This is a genomic window from Bradyrhizobium arachidis (genome assembly GCF_015291705.1).
GTDB lineage: Bacteria > Pseudomonadota > Alphaproteobacteria > Rhizobiales > Xanthobacteraceae > Bradyrhizobium > Bradyrhizobium arachidis.
The window spans coordinates 6,060,653-6,079,112 of record NZ_CP030050.1; the positions used below are offsets into that span (position 1 = coordinate 6,060,653).

The following is an 18,460-nucleotide window of genomic DNA, read 5'->3' on the forward strand; positions in this document are numbered from 1 at the left end:
CGTCCTCAACCGCCAGCTCGCGTTCAAGTCGCCGAAATCGGAGCGTCTTCGTCATCGAGGATCTCGGGCGGGATGTCCTTGAACAGCCGTACCGGAACGGATTTCGCCGCGGGGACCTTGCTGCCCTCCGCATAGTGCCAGAGCGGTATCAACACGTTGCATTCCGGATAGTAGCCCGCGACGCTCCTGCGTGGGATGCCGTAGGGCACGACCTGGAGCTCGCTCAAGCTGCGCTCGACGCCGTCGCCCGCTTCCGTCACCAGCGTGACGGTATCCCCCGACTTCAGCCCGTCGTCCTCCATGTCGGCAGGATTCATGAACACGACGTAGCGACCGCCCGTGATGCCGCGAAAGCGATCGTCCTCGGTATAGATCGTGGTGTTGAACTGCCCGTCCGCGCGCATCGTCATCAACTCGTAGATGCCGTCGCTTTCGCGCGGCGGCGCGAAGGCCGCCTTCGGAACCGTGAAGTTCGCTTTGCCGTTCGGGGTCTTCCACTTCCGTTCGCGGGCCGCGAGCGGCCGCGCAAAGCCGCCGGGCTCGAACATCCGCGCATTGAAGTCCTTGAATTGATCGGGATAGGTGCGCTCGATGGCGTCCCTAACCTTCGAATAATCGGCGACCCAGGCGTCCCAACCGACATCGGGATTGGGCTTCAATGTCGCTTTGGCGAGACCGGCAATGATCGCCGGCTCCGACAGAAGATGTTCGGCCACCGGCCTGCGCTGGCCGCGCGAGCCATGGATGCAAGCGGTGGAATCCTCCATCGACACCGCCTGCGCGCCGCTCGCCTGCTGGTCGATCTCAATTCGGCCGAGGCACGGCAGAAGGTATGTGATCTCTCCAGGCACGAGATGGGTACGGTTGAGCTTGGTCGCGATCTGCACCGACAGGCGCAGGTGTGACCATGCGGGCTCCATCAAGGACCGTTCGGGAACAGCGCGCAGGAAATTGCCGCCAAGGCTGACGAAGCCGCGAACCTCGCCCTTCAGGATGCCCTCGCAGGCGTCCACCGTCGACAAACCATCCCATCGGGGCGGCTCGAAGCCGTAGAGCTCGGCAAGCTTGTCGAGCGGCACGAGCTTGGTCTTTTCGGAGATGCCGACCGTGCGCTGGCCCTGGACATTGGAATGGCCCCGGATCGGCGAGATCCCGGCGCCACGCTTGCCGATATTGCCACGCAGAAGCAGCAGGTTGACGATCATCTTCGCCGTCTCAACGCCGTGCCTGTGCTGGGTGACGCCCATGCCGTAATTCGCGATCACGGCGTTCGCCGCCATGTAGGTGTTCGCGGCCGCCAGCATTGCCGACTGCGGCAGGCCGGACGCCCGCTCGATCTCGTTCCAGTCCTGCGCGCGGCAGAATGCGGCGAACTCGTCAAAGCCAGAGGTGTGCTGCGTGATGAAGTCGACATCGATCACGCGCGGCTCGCCGGATTTTACGGCGCGATCATCCGCCTCGATCACCAATTTGCAGATCCCGATGATGGCCGCAGCGTCGCCGCCGACCCGCACCTGATAATATTGCGAGCTGATCCGGGTCCCGCCCGCAATCATCTGGACCGGATTTTGCGGATTGACAAAGCGCTCCAAGCCGCGCTCGCGAAGCGGATTGAAGGTCACGATCGGCACACCGCGCTGCGCCGCCTCCTGGAGCGGATGCAGCATGCGCGGCGCGTTGGTCGTGGTGTTGTGGCCGAAGAAGAAGACGCAATCGGTGGTCTCGAAATCCTCCAGCTGCACCGTGCCGACGGGAACGCCGATCACCTCCGGCAGCGCCACCGATGTGGTCTCGTGGCACATGTTGGAACTATCGGGGAAATTGCTGGTGCCGTACATCCGGCCGAACAATTGGTACATGTAGCTCGCTTCGAGCGAGGCACGACCGGACGTGTACATGATGACGGAACGCGGATCGAGGCGGTTCAGCTCGGCGCCGATCTCGCGGAAGGCCTCGTCCCAGCCGACCGGCAGATATTTGTCGCTGGCGCGATCGTACCGCATCGGCGTCGTCAGGCGCCCCTGCTCCTCCAGTTGATGGTCGGACCAGGTTTGAAGCTCGGCCAGCCTGTGCTGTGCAAAAAACTCCGGCGTCACGGTCTTGCGCGTGATCTCCCAGGCCGTTGCCTTGGCGCCATTCTCGCAGAACTCGAACGGACGCGGTTTCGCCGGCTTGGCCCAGGAACAGCTCACGCACATGTAGCCATCGGACTTGTTCTGCTTGAGCAGGATCTCGCTGCCGAGGATCGCGACCTCTTCCTGTGTCAGGATGTGAGCAACGGCGTTGAGCGAGCCCCAGCCACCTGCCGGAGCATCATAGGTCTCGACCTTTGCCTTTTGCCGCATGACATGTCCTTCGATCGTGCAAGCCCTGCACGCGAAGAACCCGAGATCCGATCGCAAGTTCCTGGACGTTTCGGAACCTTGCTCGCGCTCGCGCGTCGATGAACAGACGTAAGGCAAGCATTCATGCACGGCTCCCAATTCAGCGCACGCGATCGTGCCTCTGCCCCCAAGGCCTCGGTGAAAATGCCCCGGCTCACGTCGAGCGGCATGCATGACGCGCGCGTCATGGCCGAGGAATATCCAGTGGCGCTCGTCTACGACGGAACGACCGCCGCCGTGCTGATGGCCAGCCCCGGCGATCTGACCGACCTCGCCCTGGGATTCAGCCTGACCGAGGGGATCATCACGGACATCGGCGAGATCGAGGAGCTCACGGTCGTGCCCAGCGCCGACGGCATCGAGCTGCGGCTATGGTTGCGGCCGAACGCGGGGCGCCTGCTGAAGCAACGACGCCGGCACCTCGTCGGACCGACCGGTTGCGGCCTGTGCGGCATCGAAAGCTTGCATGAAGCCCGCCGCATCGCACAGCCAGTCGAGCGGCCGACTGGCCTCACGTCCGAACAGGTCAGTTCGGCCATCGCGGCGCTCTCCGAGTCGCAAATCCTCAATCACGTGACACGCGCCACTCACGCGGCCGGATTTTTCGAGCCGGGCAGCAGGATCATGATCGTGCGGGAGGATGTCGGCCGCCACAATGCGCTGGACAAGCTCGCCGGCGCTCTCGCGCGCGAAGGGACATCCGGGCGCGCGGGCGCCGTCGTTCTCACCAGCCGCATCTCGGTGGAGATGGTGCAGAAGACCGCTGCGATCGGTGCCGGCGTGATCGTCGCCATGTCGGCGCCGACCGCACTGGCCGTGCGAACGGCGGAGGCCAGCGGCATCACGCTGGTCGGTGTCGCGCGGGGGAACGAATTCGAAATCTTCAGCCATCCGGCGCGGGTGTCGATGTCCGAGGCCGAGGCAGATGCAGCGTCGGGCTGAGCTGCGCAGCCGAATTCACGCGTACATCCCGCGTCCTTCTTACCTGGGAGGTAATCGACCGGCCTCGGTCGCGTGATGCATCCTCACCTCGACTGGCGGCAATTCCCGCCAGGGCGAACATCAAGGCAATTCACCCATGCCGGTTACCTACGCCATCAAGTTCGACGTCGTGCCTGAGCAGCGCGAAAATTTTCTGCGGTTGCTCGGGACGGTGCTCGATGCGATGCGGAACGAGCCGACATTCCACCAGGCGGTCCTGCACCGCGATCCGGCGTCCGAATATCGCTTCATGCTCTACGAGACCTGGGAGAGCCATGAAGAGGTCCTGAATGTCCAGATCAAGCGATCCTATCGCGACGCCTGGCACGAGGCGCTTCCCGGGTTGCTCACGCGCGATCGCGATATCGAGATCTGGGAGCCGCTGCGGAGCGACCATCGTTGAATCTTAACTGAAATCACACCATAGCCGCCCCGGCGCGAGAGCTTTCGCGCCGATCCATTCAATTTGAAACAATTGCTTAGCGGGATCGCGAGCGGTCTTTGCGAACCTCCCACCCGGAATCCGGTGGGGAATGGGCATGACGAAGTTCTGCATGGAGGGGCGGACCGCCAGACGGCTTCGCGCGTGGACCGCCGCCGCGGCTGCCGCGGCCGCCCTGTTCGTCTGGGATGCGCTCCCGGCTCACGCCTTCCTTGCCCGTCCGGCGCTGTTCGCCGCGATCGGCAACGCGACCAAGGCGCCCAATGGCTGGCTCCAGCTCTGCGCTGCAAACGCCGACGAATGCAAGCCTTCGGCCGATCAGGCGCGCGACGTGACGCTCACGCCGGAGCTGCTCCAGCAACTCTACGACATCAACAAATACGTCAACGATCGCGTGACCTGGACCAGCGATACCGAGCTCTATGGAAAAACCGAGCGCTGGGCCTACCCGCTCGACCGCGGCGATTGCGAGGACATGGTCCTGCTCAAGCGCAAGCTGCTCGCGAAGACCGGCTGGCCCCAGGGCGCGCTGCTCATCACCATCGTCGAGGAGCGCGGCCAGACCAGGACACGCCATGCCGTCCTGACCGTCCGGTCCGATCGGGGCGAAATGATCCTCGACAACCAGACGCCAGAAATCCTATTCTGGTACGAGACGAACTATCGCTATTTATCGCGCCAGAGCGCGACGGATCCAAACGTCTGGGTATCGTTCGGTGCCGAGCCGGCCAAACCGGCCGTTGAGCTCGCGTTGTCGGCTTCGCCGCTCCCCGCGTCCCTTGCCTCGTCCTTCCCCTTGCCTCCCCCTTTGGGGATCAGGCCCTAAAGCGCGATGAGATGAGGATGAATCGTCATCGCGCTTTACGTTATTGTTTGAGCATAATCTTTTCGGAAAACCGCTGCGCACTTTTCCGGATCATGCCCTAGCGCCATGCCCGTTTCGAGGACATCGGAACGGGGCTTCCGGATTCTCGTTTTGACGCACTTTCCCGATGTGAGCCGGCGTTCACTTCGCTCGCAGACGCGCTAGCCCTTCTCGGGGCGCCGGAGCCGCGGCTCCTGGCGTGCGCGCAGCTCCTCCTCGTACTTCAGCTTCTCGAGCAACATGTCAGTTACAAGACGTCGCAGTTGCGCGTTTTCCACCTCGAGGCGCTTGATGGTGTCTTCGGAGCTGGCATCGCGCGGAACGCTCGAGCCGATCTCGATCGCGCCGCCTGTCCCATCCATCGCCGGCTCGGGAGATTTGAGCATCTTCTTCCAGCGATGATAGGTCATGATGCTGACGCCGAGCGCCTTCGATATCTCGCGCTGGGTCTTGCCTCTGGCCGCGAGTTGATCCGCCTGGGCCAACTTGTCCGAAATTTCCCGCGAATCATGTCTCCTGCCGACCATCTCGCCCTCTCCGGCCAATGTCCCCGCTTTGCCCTAGCAAAGCGGGATTAGTTAACCTTTTCAACTTACTAATGAAAAGTAGCTTCGTAGCGACAGGCTTGGCGCGAATTGTCCCCACAGTAAAGCCTTCTGCGCGGCCATCGCATTGCCGATGGTTAATTTGCGCTCGCCCGATGCCCCCGGCCGGTCCCGCGGCCCTGTTAGCACACACCGGCGTCCTGCCAAAATTCCCCTCCAGACTCAGGTCGCCTTCAACCCCTGGAGCCTGCATCGCAAATTCGATCGCGGATTTAAAGGAAAAATCGGAGCTGCGGCCAGCGGCCGGTAATCCCGCCCGCCCGCACGGAGCCACAGTGGGTCCGGAAGATGAGGATGATCTTCTGTTACCCTAATCTGAGGTTGCGATTGAGCGCAGCTTCAACTTTTAATAATAGCCGTTCTGGCCGCCGACGGCATCCAGCGTCTCATGCCGGCTGAATTCCTTGAGGTCGACCTTGTTGAGGACCACACCGAGCAACCGCTCGTAGATCTCGGGAGCTCCGAGCAACTGCTGTCGCACCGTGTTCTTGCGCGATCGGCCCCACTCGATCACCTGAACATATGAATCGATCATACCTGCCGTTCCGCGCACCTCGGCGACAGGACCGAGCGGCGGCAGGTCGATGATAATGTACTCATATGTCTCCCGCAGCTGCTCGATCAGCATCTTGAGCGCCTCCGAGCCGAGAAGCTCTCTGCCGTGAGCATCACGGGACCCGAGGACCGTCGGCAGGAAGGCGGGCCCGCGCGCGGTGCGAACGGCATCGTGCAGTCCGACCTCTCCGGCGAGAACCTCGAGCAGGCCGCTCGCCGCATCCGGGGCCATCGCCCGGCTCAGCGTCGGATTGCGGAGATCGCCGTCGACCAGAATGACCTTCTTGCCGACATGCGCGATCAGCTCCACGAAATTGCTGGCGATCGTCGACTTGCCTTCGTCCGGCAGCGTCGAGATCAAACCGACGACCCTGCTGCGCTGGCCCGCGGTGCTGACTTCGACCGCCACCTTGATCGAGCGCAACGAGGCGGCAAACAGCGACGATGGATCGAGCACCACCCGGCCGAGCATCGCATCTGCGCCGGCGGGCATGACGGCAGCATCCTGCATGGCGTTTCGCCGCCATCGCGCGAGCAGGCGCGATCGCGGCGGAGCGTCGAGCAGCGGCACGACGGCGAGGCATTTGACCTGAAGGGTTTCGTGGACTTGCCGCCTGCTCCGGAACACCGGATCGAGCGCCTCGCGCAGGCCGGCAACCGCAAGACTCAACGCAATGCCAAGCACCGTTGCGACGCCCAGGACGACGGAGGCCCGGGGGCTGCTCTTCTGCTTGGGCGCGGTTGCCGCGCTGATGATGCGGGACTCGGTGATCGGGAACGATTGCTGCTGGATCGCCTCCATATAGCGCTGGAGGAAGCTGTCATAGATCGTATGGATCGCCTGGGCGTTGCTTTCGAGCTCGCGCAAGCCGATACGCTCGCGGTTGGTGATGCGCGCATCCGAGACCATGTCCGCCAGCTTGTTCTTGATCGACTGTTCCCGAGCCGTCGCGATCTCATAATCGCTCTTGGTGCTTTCGGCGATGCGGCGCAGCTCGTCGGTGATGGACTGGCGGATCTGGTCCATCTGGGCGCGCACATTGATCGCGGCCTGATGGTCGCTTCCATAGCGTTGCGAGAGGAGGCCTTCGCGCGCGGCGAGATCGAGATACTGGTTGCGCAGCCGGATGACGATCTCGCTTCGCAATGAATCCACCACGGAGGCATCGGGGATCTCCATCTTGAGGACCTCCTGGATGCGATCGAGCCGCGCCTTCGCCTCGGTGCTCGCGGCGCGCGCGGTGCTCAGCTGGCTGGAAATCTCCGCAAGCTGCTGTTCCTCGAGCGAGCGAGCGCTGGCGCTGGCGCCGCCGGCCGCAGGAGCGACGGCGATGTCGAAGATCTTGTTCTTTTCCTTGTAGTCGAGCACGGCGCGATCGACGGCCGAGACCTGCTCGCGCAGCTCGGTGATCCGGTCCTGGAGCCATTTGCTGGCGCGCCGCGTGGCCTGGTATTTCGATTCCAGCTGATCGACGATGTAGGCCTCGGCAATGCCGTTGGCGATCTCAGCGGCGCGATTCGGGCGCAGCGAGCTAAAGGCAATGTCGAGGACGTAAGTGCGGCCGACCCGGCTGATGCTGCGCTGACGCAGCAAGGCATCCAGGGCCTGGGACTGCCGGCTTTCGGCGTCCTGCGCCGAATTGCCGGATCCCCAAAGCCGCGCTCCGTTGCCTGCGAACTCCGGGTCCTCCGTCAGCCGCATCTCCTTGACCACGGACAGCCCGAGTCCTTCGGATTTCAGCACTTCGACCTGGGTTTCGACCTGCGTGGTGTCGAGCGGCGTGTCCGAGAACGACACCTGCTGCGGTTGCAGGACACGCAATTTGCTGGAGTCGATCTGCATCATCGCATGCGCGGTGTAGCGCGCAGGCGTCGTCAGCAGATAGACGAGGCCAAGACCGATCGAACAGGCGGTGACGATGACAAAGACGAGATATTGGCGGCGAATGAAGCCCCATATCTGTTCGACCAGATCGGACACGGAAATGGTACCGCCGAGACTCTCGCGGTCGATCTGATCGATTGGCTTGGCTGGTACTGCCGTTCGGGTATCCATCGTTGTCCGCCGAGGATCCGCGCCAACGGCGCGCCCTCGTCCAAATCCTCAACCTTCCGGCCGCGTGACGAGCGTCTTGGGCCACCGGAAACGCTCCGCCGAAGCCGATCGTCCGGTCCCTACGCACAAGACGTATCGTCGCCCGCTTCAACGAAATAAAACAGACGACGTCAGCGTCATCTGCACGTCACAAGTGGCGAGGGCACATGCGATCGCTCTCGCCACTGCGTTCCGATCAGCTCGACACGGCTCAACCATGAACCGGCGTGATCGTCTCGAGATCGTCTACCGGACCGGTCCGCTGGAGAGTCACCTCTCGATGACGTTGACCGTGTTGCGCCGCTCGGTCGCCAGCAGCACGCCGCGGTCGATGACCAGGCCCACGCGCGACGATCCAATGACGTTGTCCTCCACGACGACGTCACGCACGCCCGGAAAGACCGGCGTTACGCCGGTCACCTCGATATGAGCGTCGTTGTCCATATGGTTGCCGCGCACGATCACGGCACGGACCAGTGGCGGTTGCTTCAACATGCCCGGCGGTCGTACCGCCTGAACGGCGATCAAGGCTTCGCCGGACGCAATCGTGCGATCAGGCCCAGCCTGATATGCGTTGCCTTCGGTAATTCGATTGTTGAGGATCTGCACCTGCCAGCTTGGCTGGAAGTGGTGATAGATCAAGGCGCGGTCGAAGAACCCTCCGGTCCTCGTAGCGACGTTGCCGGCAAGCACGTGATTCAAGCCGGTGCCATAGAACTGCGCGGCAACGCCGACGTCTTCGAATGTGTTGTCGACGATGAGATAGTTCTGATGCATCTGGACTACGGTGACGACCGACGACGCATCGAGTTCGACCGCGAGCTTGCGGTCCAGCGCAACCGACATCGGCCTATCGTTGCCGGCCGGATCGAAGGCCGCAACGCGGGCGAATTGGCCGGCTCCCCGCCCATCCGCGACCATGACCACGGCGCCCACCCAGGTCGTTGCGATCACGCGCTCGTTCGCCGGCCCCGGCAAGGATAGCCGGTCCGGCGCGACGCTCGAGGCAGGACCGAAATAGAAGCCGCCGCCTCCATCACTCGACACCGCTTCGCGATCCCAGCCGTATAACGCCTTGAACACATTGTTGGCGAAGAACACGTTTTCCGAACCGGTGACATCGGGCGAAAGCGTATTGATCGACCCTCCCGTGCCCTGAAGATCGGCCGCCGTGACGGTGTTATTCTCGAATATGATGCGATTTGCGCCAGTGAACGAGTACCACCCGAACCTGCCGTTGTTCAAAACATTGCCGGATATGACGGTGTTGCTCGGCTTGAACAAGTAGAGCGATCGGCCCGATCCGACGACATCGCAATCGGTCACCGTCAATTTGTCGCCCGTCAGACGAATCGTATCCAGCGATTGGCCGTATTGCCGGTCGATCTTCAGCATCCGCTGAAAGGTTTGCTCCGGAGACATGTGGCCGCGAAAGGCCGAAGCGCGAATGCGCACGCGACGAACGGCGATGTCCGATGCGCTCGGAATCGGCACACCGTTCAGAAAGCCACCAACCACGACGTGGCCGTGCCTGGAGGCGTAGATCGTCAGATCCTCGATGGCGAAATGCGACGTACCGGCGATCAGCGCTTCCGGCGGATCCTCCACGTCCTGCCAGACCAGGTTGACGAGATCCGTGCGCTCGCCCCTGAGGGTCACATTGGATGGGATCAGGAGCGGCCCCGTCATCAAATACCGCCCGCGCGGAAGGTAGACGATGCCGCCGCCACTCTGTTGGGCGGCACTGATCGCCGCTTTGACTGCCCGCGACGCGTTTATGATGCCATCGCCGAATGCACCATATTCGCGAACGTTGAAAATCGACCGTCTCTCCGCGGCGGCGGCAACGACGTGAATGCGTCCGGCGTCGACGAAATCATCTTCGTCGCCGTCGCCGTTCGAGAGACGCAAGCGATAGCCACCCGGTGCAACCGTGTCCGGAAGACGAAAACCTCCGTGCCAGAGGCTCCCTGCGGCGGCCGTCAACGTGACCGGCTGGCCCGCACCTTCGGGGAGCAGAACGAGCTTTGCCCGCTCCGGCTGCCGCACGATGTTGCGCCCGAACACGCGCACCGTTCCGCCCGACGACACGGTGTCGCCGAGGCTCGCCTGCACCCAATAGACCGCCGGCCTGTTGAGGCGGAGAGAAACCTCGCCTTCCGGATAAGCCAATGTGAAGCGGTAGATTCCCGGAGCAAATTCCTTTGGAACGACAAACTTCACGGATTGCGCGTCCTGCTGGATCAACTCCACGGACCGCGGTCCGGCTGCCTGCCCCGACGCGCCGCCCGGAACGCGGCTGATGCTGATCGCCCTGACTGCGTCCAGCCGCGAGCCGGTGACGATGACTGTCTCATCCGGACCGACGGGATCGTTGTACCAGAACACGTGCGGCTGCGCGGCTGCGCCCGCAACCGTCAGTCCGATCAGCGCGAATGCGATGCAGACCGATCGAAACATCGCGGGCGCGTTCTATTTACGGGCAACGGCGAGCATCGATTTCGCCAGCGGGGGGATGCGGCCGACGCGATGAAATTCCACGTCGTGCAGACCCGCTTCCTCGAGAAGCTGGCGAAGGGTCTTGTACGACCAGAACTTGATATGCCCATGGTCCCACAGGGCAGTAAAATGGTGGTCGAGCCTGCCCGTAACCGCCATCGTCAGGTTTTTCCAGTATCCGTGATAGGGCGTGCTGATGATCGCGGTGCCGCCCGGCTTGAGCAGACTATGAACGGTGGCGGCAAATTTGCGCGGGTTGTAAAGGTGCTCGACGACCTCAAGGCTCACGACGAAGTCGAACTGGCCATATTTTTCCATTGCGTCGTAGGCCGAGCCGCGGTCGATCTGGAGATGCGGATATTTCTGCCGCGCATACCGGATGCCGGTTTCGGAGGGATCGACTCCGACGACGGAATGACCGCGACGATGCAGCAGCTCGGTGACCGCTCCGTTGCCGCATCCGAGATCCATGACGCGCGTCCCCTTCCCGCCCCGCTCATCGAGCACGGCAAGCAGGCACGGCAGCAGGATGTCATGCGATCCGTTCAGCTCGGCATCGTCAAAGGTATATCCAGAGATCGACTCGAGCTGTTCCATACACGTCTCCCAGCCGTTGCGCGGCCACGCCCTTCAATGCAGAACGACCGGCGGACATCGATCGCCGATCGGTACGATCATTAGACGAGCGCCGTGACATGGCGGCGAAATCGCAACAACGAGATCGCCATTTTACATCCGCTCCCGCAAGTTATGTTATACATGAGATCATTTTCTATTACGATCTCGAGGCGCTTGGCAGGTGGGTTGACCTCCTTTTTGGCCGTATGAACGATCTGGGTCTGCCGGCGGCGAGCCGTGACCGCATGCCGCGTCCGCTACGAGGTGATCCCCGCAATCTCATGGCATGTTACTGGTTATATGATTGTCATCCCGCGTGTGATAGAAGCTGGTCGCGCGACCAGATCGGCGGCTTCGCGGTCGCCTTCGCGCCACGGAATGCCGCTGGTTGGGCAAAGCACGAGCGATGTCGTCGACGTGCGACACCGCGACCAGACTCCAGGAATGGCCAGATCCCATGAATGTCGCCGCTCGTCGATTCCAAACCAAGGACGATTGCCCGTTGTGTCATTCCAACGATCTGGGCGATCACCTCATGCTCGACGGCATCAGAGTTGCGCACTGCAATGCATGCGACTTCATGTTCTCGCGCGAAACGATGCAGGCCGTGGCCATCGATCAATTCTACATCGACGGTTATCACGACCAGCGCCACATGGATGGGCAACGGGTCAACGCGACCATCAACATCAACGTGCTGCGCCGGTTCTGCCCGCAGCTCTCTGGCCGTTCGCTGCTGGACGTCGGCTCGGGATACGGCTTCCTGCTCGACAAGGCGCGCGACTGCGCGAGCATTGCCGGGGTCGAATTGTCGCGGGCACAATATGACTATTCGACCAAGACGCTTGGGTTGAAGACCTATCGCAGCCTCGAAGATCTCGCGGCCGAAGACCGCTTCGACATCATCACCCTGTTCGAAGTGATCGAGCACATCCCTGAGCCGCGCGAGTTCGTCTTGCGGATATGCGAGCATCTCAAGCCCGGCGGCTCGCTCATCATCGGCACCGATAATTTCGCCTCAAATGTCGTCAAAGTACTCGGCGGACAATTCCCGAAATGGATTCCGCATGAGCATGTCAGCTTCTTCACCGGCACGACGCTGACCGGAATGCTGGAGCGGCTGGGACCGTTGAAACTCGCGGGCGTACGCTCGTTCACGCCATGGGAATTGCAGGCGCGACGATTGATGTTCAGCGCGACGGCGGGGCGCAAGGGTGGCAAGACCTACAGCTACGAGACCGAGCGCAATGTCGACGAGGCGGCAGGATATCGCTTCTTTCCGCTCCGCATCGCGATCAACCGCATCTGGTTTGCTCTCGCGAGTGGATCGAACCTCAACGGCGAGATGATGTACATCCACACGATCAAGAGATGATCGTTGCGTTGCCGTGGCGGTCGGTTACGACCGTCGGCACATGACGCGCGTCAGCACTGCCAGGATGATCATTTCGACGAATGTCAGCCCAACCACCGAGCCGAGCGAGCCGCGGACCAGGATGGGCGCCGACGCCATGAAGACGAACGCGCGCAGATCCAGCCCGTGCACGAGAACCGCTCGCTTGATCCCGAAGAATGTGAGCAGGAACGACACAAATAACGCTCCGATGGCAACGCCGACGATGCCGAGATCGGCGTAGAAATCGCCCGCAACGAAGCCCGACAGGTTCGGCGTTCCGGCCGTCCCGAGGTCGGCCAGGACAAGCCCCATGTCGCTGGCCAGAACGGTCTCCTTCCCCGGCCAGAGACTGCGTGGCACGAAGAACAACACCAGGCCCAGCGTCTTGGTCCCCCAGAAAAAGTCCGACAGCTCCAGATAGCGTACTTCGTAAACGAGCATGTCGAGCACATCGAGGCCGGGGATCGTGAGCACGCTCGAGAAGTCGACGGCCTCGACGGCCTCGGCAAGCGAGGCGCCGGACCTCGACGTGAGATTGAGCATCGGCATGAGAACCACGAGGCCGACCAGCACGCCCAGATAGAACGTCTTGATGCCGAGTCTGCCGGAGATGAAGACCAGAACGATCGGCAGCCAGGCCATCAGGAAATAGAACCGCGCCGTATTGTACGGATTCTGGGCAATAAAGAGCATGGCGAGCGCAAGTGAGGTCGAAATGGCGACGACCACCGGGCCGGCATTTTGCCGGTAAGGCATGAACTTCGCGTGGACGCAGATCAAGAGGCAGGCCACCATCTGCAATGCCAGCGCGGAGGCGCCTGCCGTTCCCATGGCGCCGTTGTCCGACAGTTCCTTGGAATATCGATCCGCCAGGACGTTTCCCATGCCTCCTTGGGCGACCACGAACATGGCAAAACCGAGCACGCAGAGCACGAGCAGCACAGGCAGCGCATTGTCTTTCAACCGATAGCGCACGGGCTCCGACGCCGATACGAGCCGCCTGACCAGGACGCTCGTTACGGTAGCGGTCAGGAGGAAGACGAAGACGACGACGAACGCCGTTGCGATCTCGCCGTTGGTGAAAAAGAACCCGGTGACCGGTCCTTCGTTCTCGAAATGCCCGAATCTGAGAGTCTGGCAGGGAGCGATCACGAAGAACACGTACATCAGCAGCCAAAGCATGTCCTCGACGCTCGCGCAGGATCGTCGTATTCGCAAGATGTTGTAGCAACAGATCAAGAACGATGGAAACGTCAGCGCTGCGACGAATTTGTCCGCCGCGAACAGCACGTTCAAAGCGTAGTACCCGACGAAGAAGGTCAGCCTCAGGACCGTCGCGGAGGCGAGGAGCCGATGTCCTTGCAGCGCCGCAGGCTTGCCGGCGAGGCTGCGCAACCTTGCATCGGCTGCCGCAATCACGGCTGCGGCCCCATCGCCGCAACCCGCTGCCTGGATCTCCCCAGCCGCAGCGCGAGCAGCAGGATGCCGAGCAAGGTCGATACGATGTCGGCCGCGATGAAAGCGTATACGCCCAAGCTGTCCAGCAGGACGTAGCTGGCCGCAACCCCGACGAGGTGGAAGATCGCGATATCCAGTGCAAGACCCTCATAGGCCCCGCTTGCGGCCAACCCCTGCATCATCATGATCACCGCGGTGACAGTCAGGATTGCCGGTGAAAACGCGCTCAGGAGCGGTGCGACCGCGCTGAACCGGCTCTCCGGGAATTGTGCCGCGACCAGTCCTGCCGTCGACACCGCCGCCGTGAAGGCAAGTCCCGTAGCGGCCACCAATTTCTGCGCCCGGAAGACCGTCGCCAACGGATTCTCGTTATGACCGGACATGCAAGCAACCAAGGTCGGGAATTCGACCCGTTGCACGAATGCGATGACCTGAAGAGCTCCCGTGATTATCTGCTTGGCGTAGAGAAAGAGAGCCGTCGTCTCGGCACCGAGCCAAGCCGCGCTCAACACCACTTGCGCACGGCCATAGAGTTGTGCCGGCAAGTGGACACAGAGCATGGCCCCACCTTCCCGCGCGGCCCTCCGCAGGCCGCTCAACGTCGTGGTCCGCGCATGCGGCCGCCAGCCGAGATTGCCGAGCGCAATCCACTGCGTCGCAACCATCAGCAGGCATCCAGCCGAAAAAGCGGCGCCGAGAGCGGCGCCCGCGGCATCCGGCGAGGCGTGTCTGGCAGCGATAACCAGGACGAGAGCCGAACTTGCATAAGGGAATGCCGCACTCATTCCGCTGATACCGCTGAACTTGAATCCATCCAGCAATCCGGCCGTATTCCAGGCGACGAACATCAGGCCGGGCGCCGCGGAGAGCGCATAGTTGCTGGAGAATCCGTCTGGCGCGAAAGCAAATGCATAGATGCTCGCCGCGACGGCCAGAGTGAGCGCAAGAAGCAAACGAAATACGGTCGTGTCCCAAAACGCTTTCGAGAGATCCTGAGCGCCGGTCTCGCGGCAAGATGACGCCGCGTGGCGCGCCAGCGTGGTGCACGAGCCCGCATCGACGACGAGGCTGCCAAGCACGGCAAACAGGAAATGAGTCCCGAAGGACGCGAGCAAACGATACTCGCCGACGGCTATCAACCAGGTTTGGGCAAGGAACACGGCTCCCTGTCCGAAGCCGTATCCGCCGAACAGGAGGCCGATATTGGCGGCCGCCGACAACCGTGCCTTCACTGGCAATTCCTGTTTCCGCATCCTTCCGGGACGATCGACCGAAACCGCTGACGCTCCGGTCTGATCGTCCCCACCCGCACTGTTCGGCGCGACCGCGCGATGCGCCGTTAGTTCGGCGCCTTCACCTTGGCGTCTTCACTCGGCGTCTTGGCGGCCTGGTCCTGCGGCTGCTCGAGGCTATCCATCCGCTCGATTTTCGCGTCCGCCCGCAGCTTCTCCATCGCCGCTAGTTGAGCCTTCCGCCCGACGACCACGGCGAACTTTTCCCGTACGATGTTAAATTCCAGCGGCTTGCGCGCCTGCTTGTCCTCGATCTTGAGAACCTCCCAGCCCTGCTCGGTCCTGATCGGAGCTGTCGTGCTTCCGACCTCGGTCGCGAACGCGACTTTCGCAATTTCCGGCTTCATCTGCTGGCGATCCAAGTAGCCCACTTCCTTGAGCGTGGCCGGCAGAGACGTTCCCGTCATCTCCTCGGCGACCTTGGCGAACTCCTCACCCTTCTTGACGCGGGCGGCGGCCTCATTGGCACGGTCCTCTGCGGTCTTGACAGCCTTTTCATCGTTGGTCGCGTCGACTTTGAAGAGCATGGTCCGCATGCGGATTTGGGGCTCGCTCGTGTCCTTGACCACCTGATCGTATGCCGCACGAACCGAATCGTCCGTGATGGCAGACTGCGCGACGGTGCCCAGCCAGCTCTCCATCAGCGCCTTCTTGCGCAGGAAATTGAAATTGCGCTGCAGGGCAGCCTCATCCACTTTCAGATCCCTCTTCTGCGCATCCTTCGACATCAACGCGACGTCGATGAGGTACTGCACCAGAAAGTCGCGACGCGCCTTTTCATCCAGTCCTTTCAAGTCGTGCGCAAACATCTGCTGGGCCAATTCGTAGTCGCGGCCGTCGATCACCACGCCGTCAACCTTCGCGATGATCAGGTCGCCGACCTTGGCGACGACCGTCTGGCTTGACTGTGCATAGCCGGATCCGCTCGCGGCCCAAAGGCTCGTCGCGACTGCGAGTCCCACTACCATTCGAGAATACACACCAGACGACTGCTGGCGGCGACCACGACAGAGAACCATCATACCCTCGATCAGATTTCGAAATGCATCATCGCGGGCTGCGCGGCAGAACGCGATGCCGCTGCAACTGCAGCCGGTCGTACCCGCTCGGCATGACCAGGATGCGTCTGTAATGATCCAAGCCTGACGCTAATATAATGCGGAGAAGAATGATTTGTGACCATCAACTCCCGTTATGTTATTCGCTCACGATCGACGTTGCCGGCGCAATGCGGAGATCGGAAGCCGCAGCAATTGCATCGCACGAAATTGCGAACGCCGGCGCAACGTGATTCGCAGCAAGGCAAGGCGAATGCGACGTTGTTTTGCTTTCAGCGCCACCGCGAAAATTTCACGACAGCGCACGCGAGCGCGGTGAAAACGCAAGGAGTCCTGCACATCGATAAATGATGTTATCTAGTTCACAAATGTAACGTTAAAACATAACAAAGCCTGACTAGGGTCCGCCGCGCCCGATACGATGCCCGTTGGGGGAAAAGGTCGGGAGTTAAGAAATTGAACAGGAGTCTCTAATGAGAAACTGGAAAGCGTATTTGCTGGCCACGGCTGCCATCGGCACTTGCGGCCTGGCTGCGCCGGCTCAAGCTCAGCTGGTTTACGCGGGAGGTGCGTCGTTCCCTGCACCGGTGTATCGCTATCTCTTTGACTGCCATTCGGTGCAAGTCGACGGTAACCCCGGCGGCCCGACCTGGCCGTACCCCGGTGGTGCGTTCGAGCCCGCCTATCCGATCCACCCGTCGTGCCCGAGCGCGACTGGCGACTTCAGCGGCCTGTTCATGCAGATCCTCTACGTTCCGGTTGGCTCCGGCGGTGGCAAGCGCGCGCTGATCGCTCATGACGGCTCTTCCAACGCGACCGGTTTCGGTGCTGCGCCCGCCGTTCACCTGCCGATCGTCTCGAGCTGGATTCCCGGCTGGACCGACAAGTACGGCTATCCGTCCGTGCAGTTCGTCGGCAGCGACGACGTCTGGAATGCGACCGACGCGACCAACTACGTCAACTCCGGCAACCAGGCCAAGTACGGCAATATCATTCAGATGCCGGCCATGGCTGGCGCTGTCGTGATCGCGTTCAACGGCAACGACGGCAACGGCACGCCGCTCAACATCCAGAACTCGGTTCCGGCCGGCGCTACCGCCGACAAGGCCACGTTCGGCTATCCGGGCAACTACTCCGGTCTGAACCTGACCCGCAAGGCGCTGTGCGGCATCTTCACCGGCCACATCACCGCCTGGAACGACCCCGAGCTGAAGAAGTCCAACAACAACGTTCAGCTCGGCACCGGCGCGATCAAGGTCGTGCACCGCTCCGACGGCAGCGGCACGAACTTCCTGTTCGTCAACGCCCTGTATCGGCAGTGCCAGGGTGTCACTGGCCCGCTCAACACGACCGACGCGCTCAGTGCAACCCCGTCCACCCGCTCGTGGGAGTTCCGGTTCAGCGACCGCACCAACGCGGCCTGCCCCGACGCTCTCTACCGCGCGAGCAACCTGACCAACTGGCCGGACTTCACCAATGACACCTGCTCGCCGGCTCAGCCTCTCAACAACAATCCCGGCGGCGGCACCTTCATCGCCGGCAACACCAATGGCGGCGTCAAGACCGCGATCGAAAGCAACAACGGTGCGATCGGCTACTCCACCACTGACTTCTCGCAGCCGGTTCTCTCGACCGGCATGAAGGTCGCCAACGTCCAGTCGCAGTATGACGTGGACAACAACACGGGCGCCTTCCAGTGGCCGTCGCCGACCCGCATCAAGAACTCGATGGCTGCCGTCAACCCGATCCTGCCAGACGCCAATGCGATCGCCAACCCGCTGAACTGGAGCTCGCAGTCTCAGGTTCCGAACCCGGCCACGCCGAATTCGTACCCGATCGCTGGTTTCACCTGGCTCGACATGTACCAGTGCTACAGCCAGACGCGTGACAGTGGCCTCGGCGCTGGCACGTTCCAGAACCTGTTCAACTACATCGGGTTCCACTACTACGACGCGGCCGCGACTGCGATCCTCAATTCGCAGGGCTTCTCGGCGATCCCGAACACCTGGCGCGACCCGATCATCCCGCTCATCACGGGCGGCCCGTCGATGATGGGTAATGCCGGTGATCCGAGCAACCCGGGCTGCTCGAGCAAGCAGGGCGCCTGATCTGCCGTTCAAGGCCTCCTTCAAACGAGGCATGTGCACCCGGCTTCGGCCGGGTGCATTTTTTTTGCTCTCCTCGGACACATGCGTGGTTCGGCCGCGCAGGA

15 protein-coding genes are annotated in these 18,460 nt (G+C 62.1%); 6 read left to right on the forward strand and 9 right to left on the reverse strand.

What is annotated here, in order from left to right:
• Window positions 1-23 precede the first annotated feature (23 nt).
• Complete coding sequence (locus WN72_RS28390) at window positions 24-2,345, reverse strand: FdhF/YdeP family oxidoreductase (protein WP_092217330.1); 2,322 nt, start codon at window positions 2,343-2,345, stop codon at window positions 24-26.
• A 225-nt stretch (window positions 2,346-2,570) separates the two neighbouring features.
• Here WN72_RS28390 and fdhD point away from each other — a divergent pair, with 225 nt between their 5' ends.
• The 3 genes from fdhD (at window position 2,571) to WN72_RS28405 (ending at window position 4,633) form a co-directional block, all read left to right on the forward strand.
• The gene (gene fdhD, locus WN72_RS28395) at window positions 2,571-3,326 is read left to right on the forward strand and encodes a formate dehydrogenase accessory sulfurtransferase FdhD (RefSeq protein ID WP_244553802.1); all 756 of its coding nucleotides are present in this window, start codon (window positions 2,571-2,573) and stop codon (window positions 3,324-3,326) included.
• A gap of 136 nt (window positions 3,327-3,462) precedes the next feature.
• Window positions 3,463-3,768, forward strand: a complete 306-nt coding sequence (locus WN72_RS28400) for a putative quinol monooxygenase (protein ID WP_092217331.1) — start codon at window positions 3,463-3,465, stop codon at window positions 3,766-3,768.
• A 136-nt stretch (window positions 3,769-3,904) separates the two neighbouring features.
• Window positions 3,905-4,633, forward strand: a complete 729-nt coding sequence (locus WN72_RS28405) for a transglutaminase-like cysteine peptidase (RefSeq protein WP_167380937.1) — start codon at window positions 3,905-3,907, stop codon at window positions 4,631-4,633.
• Between the two features lie 200 nt (window positions 4,634-4,833).
• Here the strand turns inward: WN72_RS28405 and WN72_RS28410 are convergent, their stop codons facing one another.
• The 5 genes from WN72_RS28410 to WN72_RS28430 all read right to left on the reverse strand — a co-directional run bounded on the left by WN72_RS28410 (window position 4,834) and on the right by WN72_RS28430 (window position 11,666).
• The gene (locus tag WN72_RS28410) at window positions 4,834-5,157 is read right to left on the reverse strand and encodes a helix-turn-helix domain-containing protein (RefSeq protein WP_244553803.1); all 324 of its coding nucleotides are present in this window, start codon (window positions 5,155-5,157) and stop codon (window positions 4,834-4,836) included.
• A 466-nt stretch (window positions 5,158-5,623) separates the two neighbouring features.
• Window positions 5,624-7,888 carry a Wzz/FepE/Etk N-terminal domain-containing protein gene (locus WN72_RS28415; RefSeq protein WP_092217333.1) on the reverse strand — a complete coding sequence of 755 codons (2,265 nt, stop codon included), beginning with the start codon at window positions 7,886-7,888 and terminating at the stop codon, window positions 5,624-5,626.
• A gap of 309 nt (window positions 7,889-8,197) precedes the next feature.
• Window positions 8,198-10,315 carry a glycosyl hydrolase family 28-related protein gene (locus WN72_RS28420; RefSeq protein ID WP_167380938.1) on the reverse strand — a complete coding sequence of 706 codons (2,118 nt, stop codon included), beginning with the start codon at window positions 10,313-10,315 and terminating at the stop codon, window positions 8,198-8,200.
• An 84-nt stretch (window positions 10,316-10,399) separates the two neighbouring features.
• A complete protein-coding gene (locus WN72_RS28425) occupies window positions 10,400-11,023 on the reverse strand; it encodes a class I SAM-dependent methyltransferase (protein WP_027559742.1) in 624 nt (207 codons plus the stop codon).
• Window positions 11,024-11,351: 328 nt separating this feature from the next.
• Window positions 11,352-11,666 (reverse strand): hypothetical protein, encoded by a 315-nt coding sequence (locus WN72_RS28430; protein ID WP_167380939.1) that lies wholly within the window; start codon window positions 11,664-11,666, stop codon window positions 11,352-11,354.
• On the opposite strand from WN72_RS28430, the gene WN72_RS28435 reads away from it, so the two are divergent.
• Window positions 11,652-12,419, forward strand: coding sequence for a class I SAM-dependent methyltransferase (locus WN72_RS28435; protein WP_167380940.1), 768 nt, complete (start codon window positions 11,652-11,654; stop codon window positions 12,417-12,419). The two genes, WN72_RS28430 and WN72_RS28435, sit on opposite strands and share 15 nt — an antisense overlap.
• Window positions 12,420-12,443: 24 nt before the next feature.
• Here WN72_RS28435 and WN72_RS28440 read toward each other — a convergent pair whose 3' ends face one another.
• From WN72_RS28440 to WN72_RS28450, 3 genes are all read right to left on the reverse strand, one after another.
• Window positions 12,444-13,859, reverse strand: coding sequence for a hypothetical protein (locus tag WN72_RS28440; RefSeq protein ID WP_143130655.1), 1,416 nt, complete (start codon window positions 13,857-13,859; stop codon window positions 12,444-12,446).
• Window positions 13,856-15,130 (reverse strand): hypothetical protein, encoded by a 1,275-nt coding sequence (locus tag WN72_RS28445; RefSeq protein WP_143130656.1) that lies wholly within the window; start codon window positions 15,128-15,130, stop codon window positions 13,856-13,858. Before WN72_RS28445 ends, WN72_RS28440 begins: the two co-directional genes overlap by 4 nt.
• Before the next feature lie 107 nt (window positions 15,131-15,237).
• On the reverse strand, window positions 15,238-16,152 hold the full coding sequence (locus WN72_RS28450; protein WP_167380941.1) for a peptidylprolyl isomerase: 915 nt from the start codon (window positions 16,150-16,152) through the stop codon (window positions 15,238-15,240).
• A gap of 213 nt (window positions 16,153-16,365) precedes the next feature.
• On the opposite strand from WN72_RS28450, the gene WN72_RS28455 reads away from it, so the two are divergent.
• Window positions 16,366-16,599 (forward strand): hypothetical protein, encoded by a 234-nt coding sequence (locus WN72_RS28455; RefSeq protein WP_143130657.1) that lies wholly within the window; start codon window positions 16,366-16,368, stop codon window positions 16,597-16,599.
• Between the two features lie 122 nt (window positions 16,600-16,721).
• Window positions 16,722-18,356 (forward strand): substrate-binding domain-containing protein, encoded by a 1,635-nt coding sequence (locus WN72_RS28460; RefSeq protein WP_084334361.1) that lies wholly within the window; start codon window positions 16,722-16,724, stop codon window positions 18,354-18,356.
• Window positions 18,357-18,460: the final 104 nt, after the last annotated feature.

Bases quoted from the DNA above. Each gene is read 5' to 3' on its own strand.
- WN72_RS28390 (WP_092217330.1), bottom strand. From the start codon at position 2,345: ATGCGGCAAAAGGCAAAGGTCGAGACCTATGATGCTCCGGCAGGTGGC.
- fdhD (WP_244553802.1), top strand. From the start codon at position 2,571: ATGGCCGAGGAATATCCAGTGGCGCTCGTCTACGACGGAACGACCGCC.
- WN72_RS28400 (WP_092217331.1), top strand. From the start codon at position 3,463: ATGCCGGTTACCTACGCCATCAAGTTCGACGTCGTGCCTGAGCAGCGC.
- WN72_RS28405 (WP_167380937.1), top strand. From the start codon at position 3,905: ATGACGAAGTTCTGCATGGAGGGGCGGACCGCCAGACGGCTTCGCGCG.
- WN72_RS28415 (WP_092217333.1), bottom strand. From the start codon at position 7,888: ATGGATACCCGAACGGCAGTACCAGCCAAGCCAATCGATCAGATCGAC.
- WN72_RS28425 (WP_027559742.1), bottom strand. From the start codon at position 11,023: ATGGAACAGCTCGAGTCGATCTCTGGATATACCTTTGACGATGCCGAG.
- WN72_RS28460 (WP_084334361.1), top strand. From the start codon at position 16,722: ATGAGAAACTGGAAAGCGTATTTGCTGGCCACGGCTGCCATCGGCACT.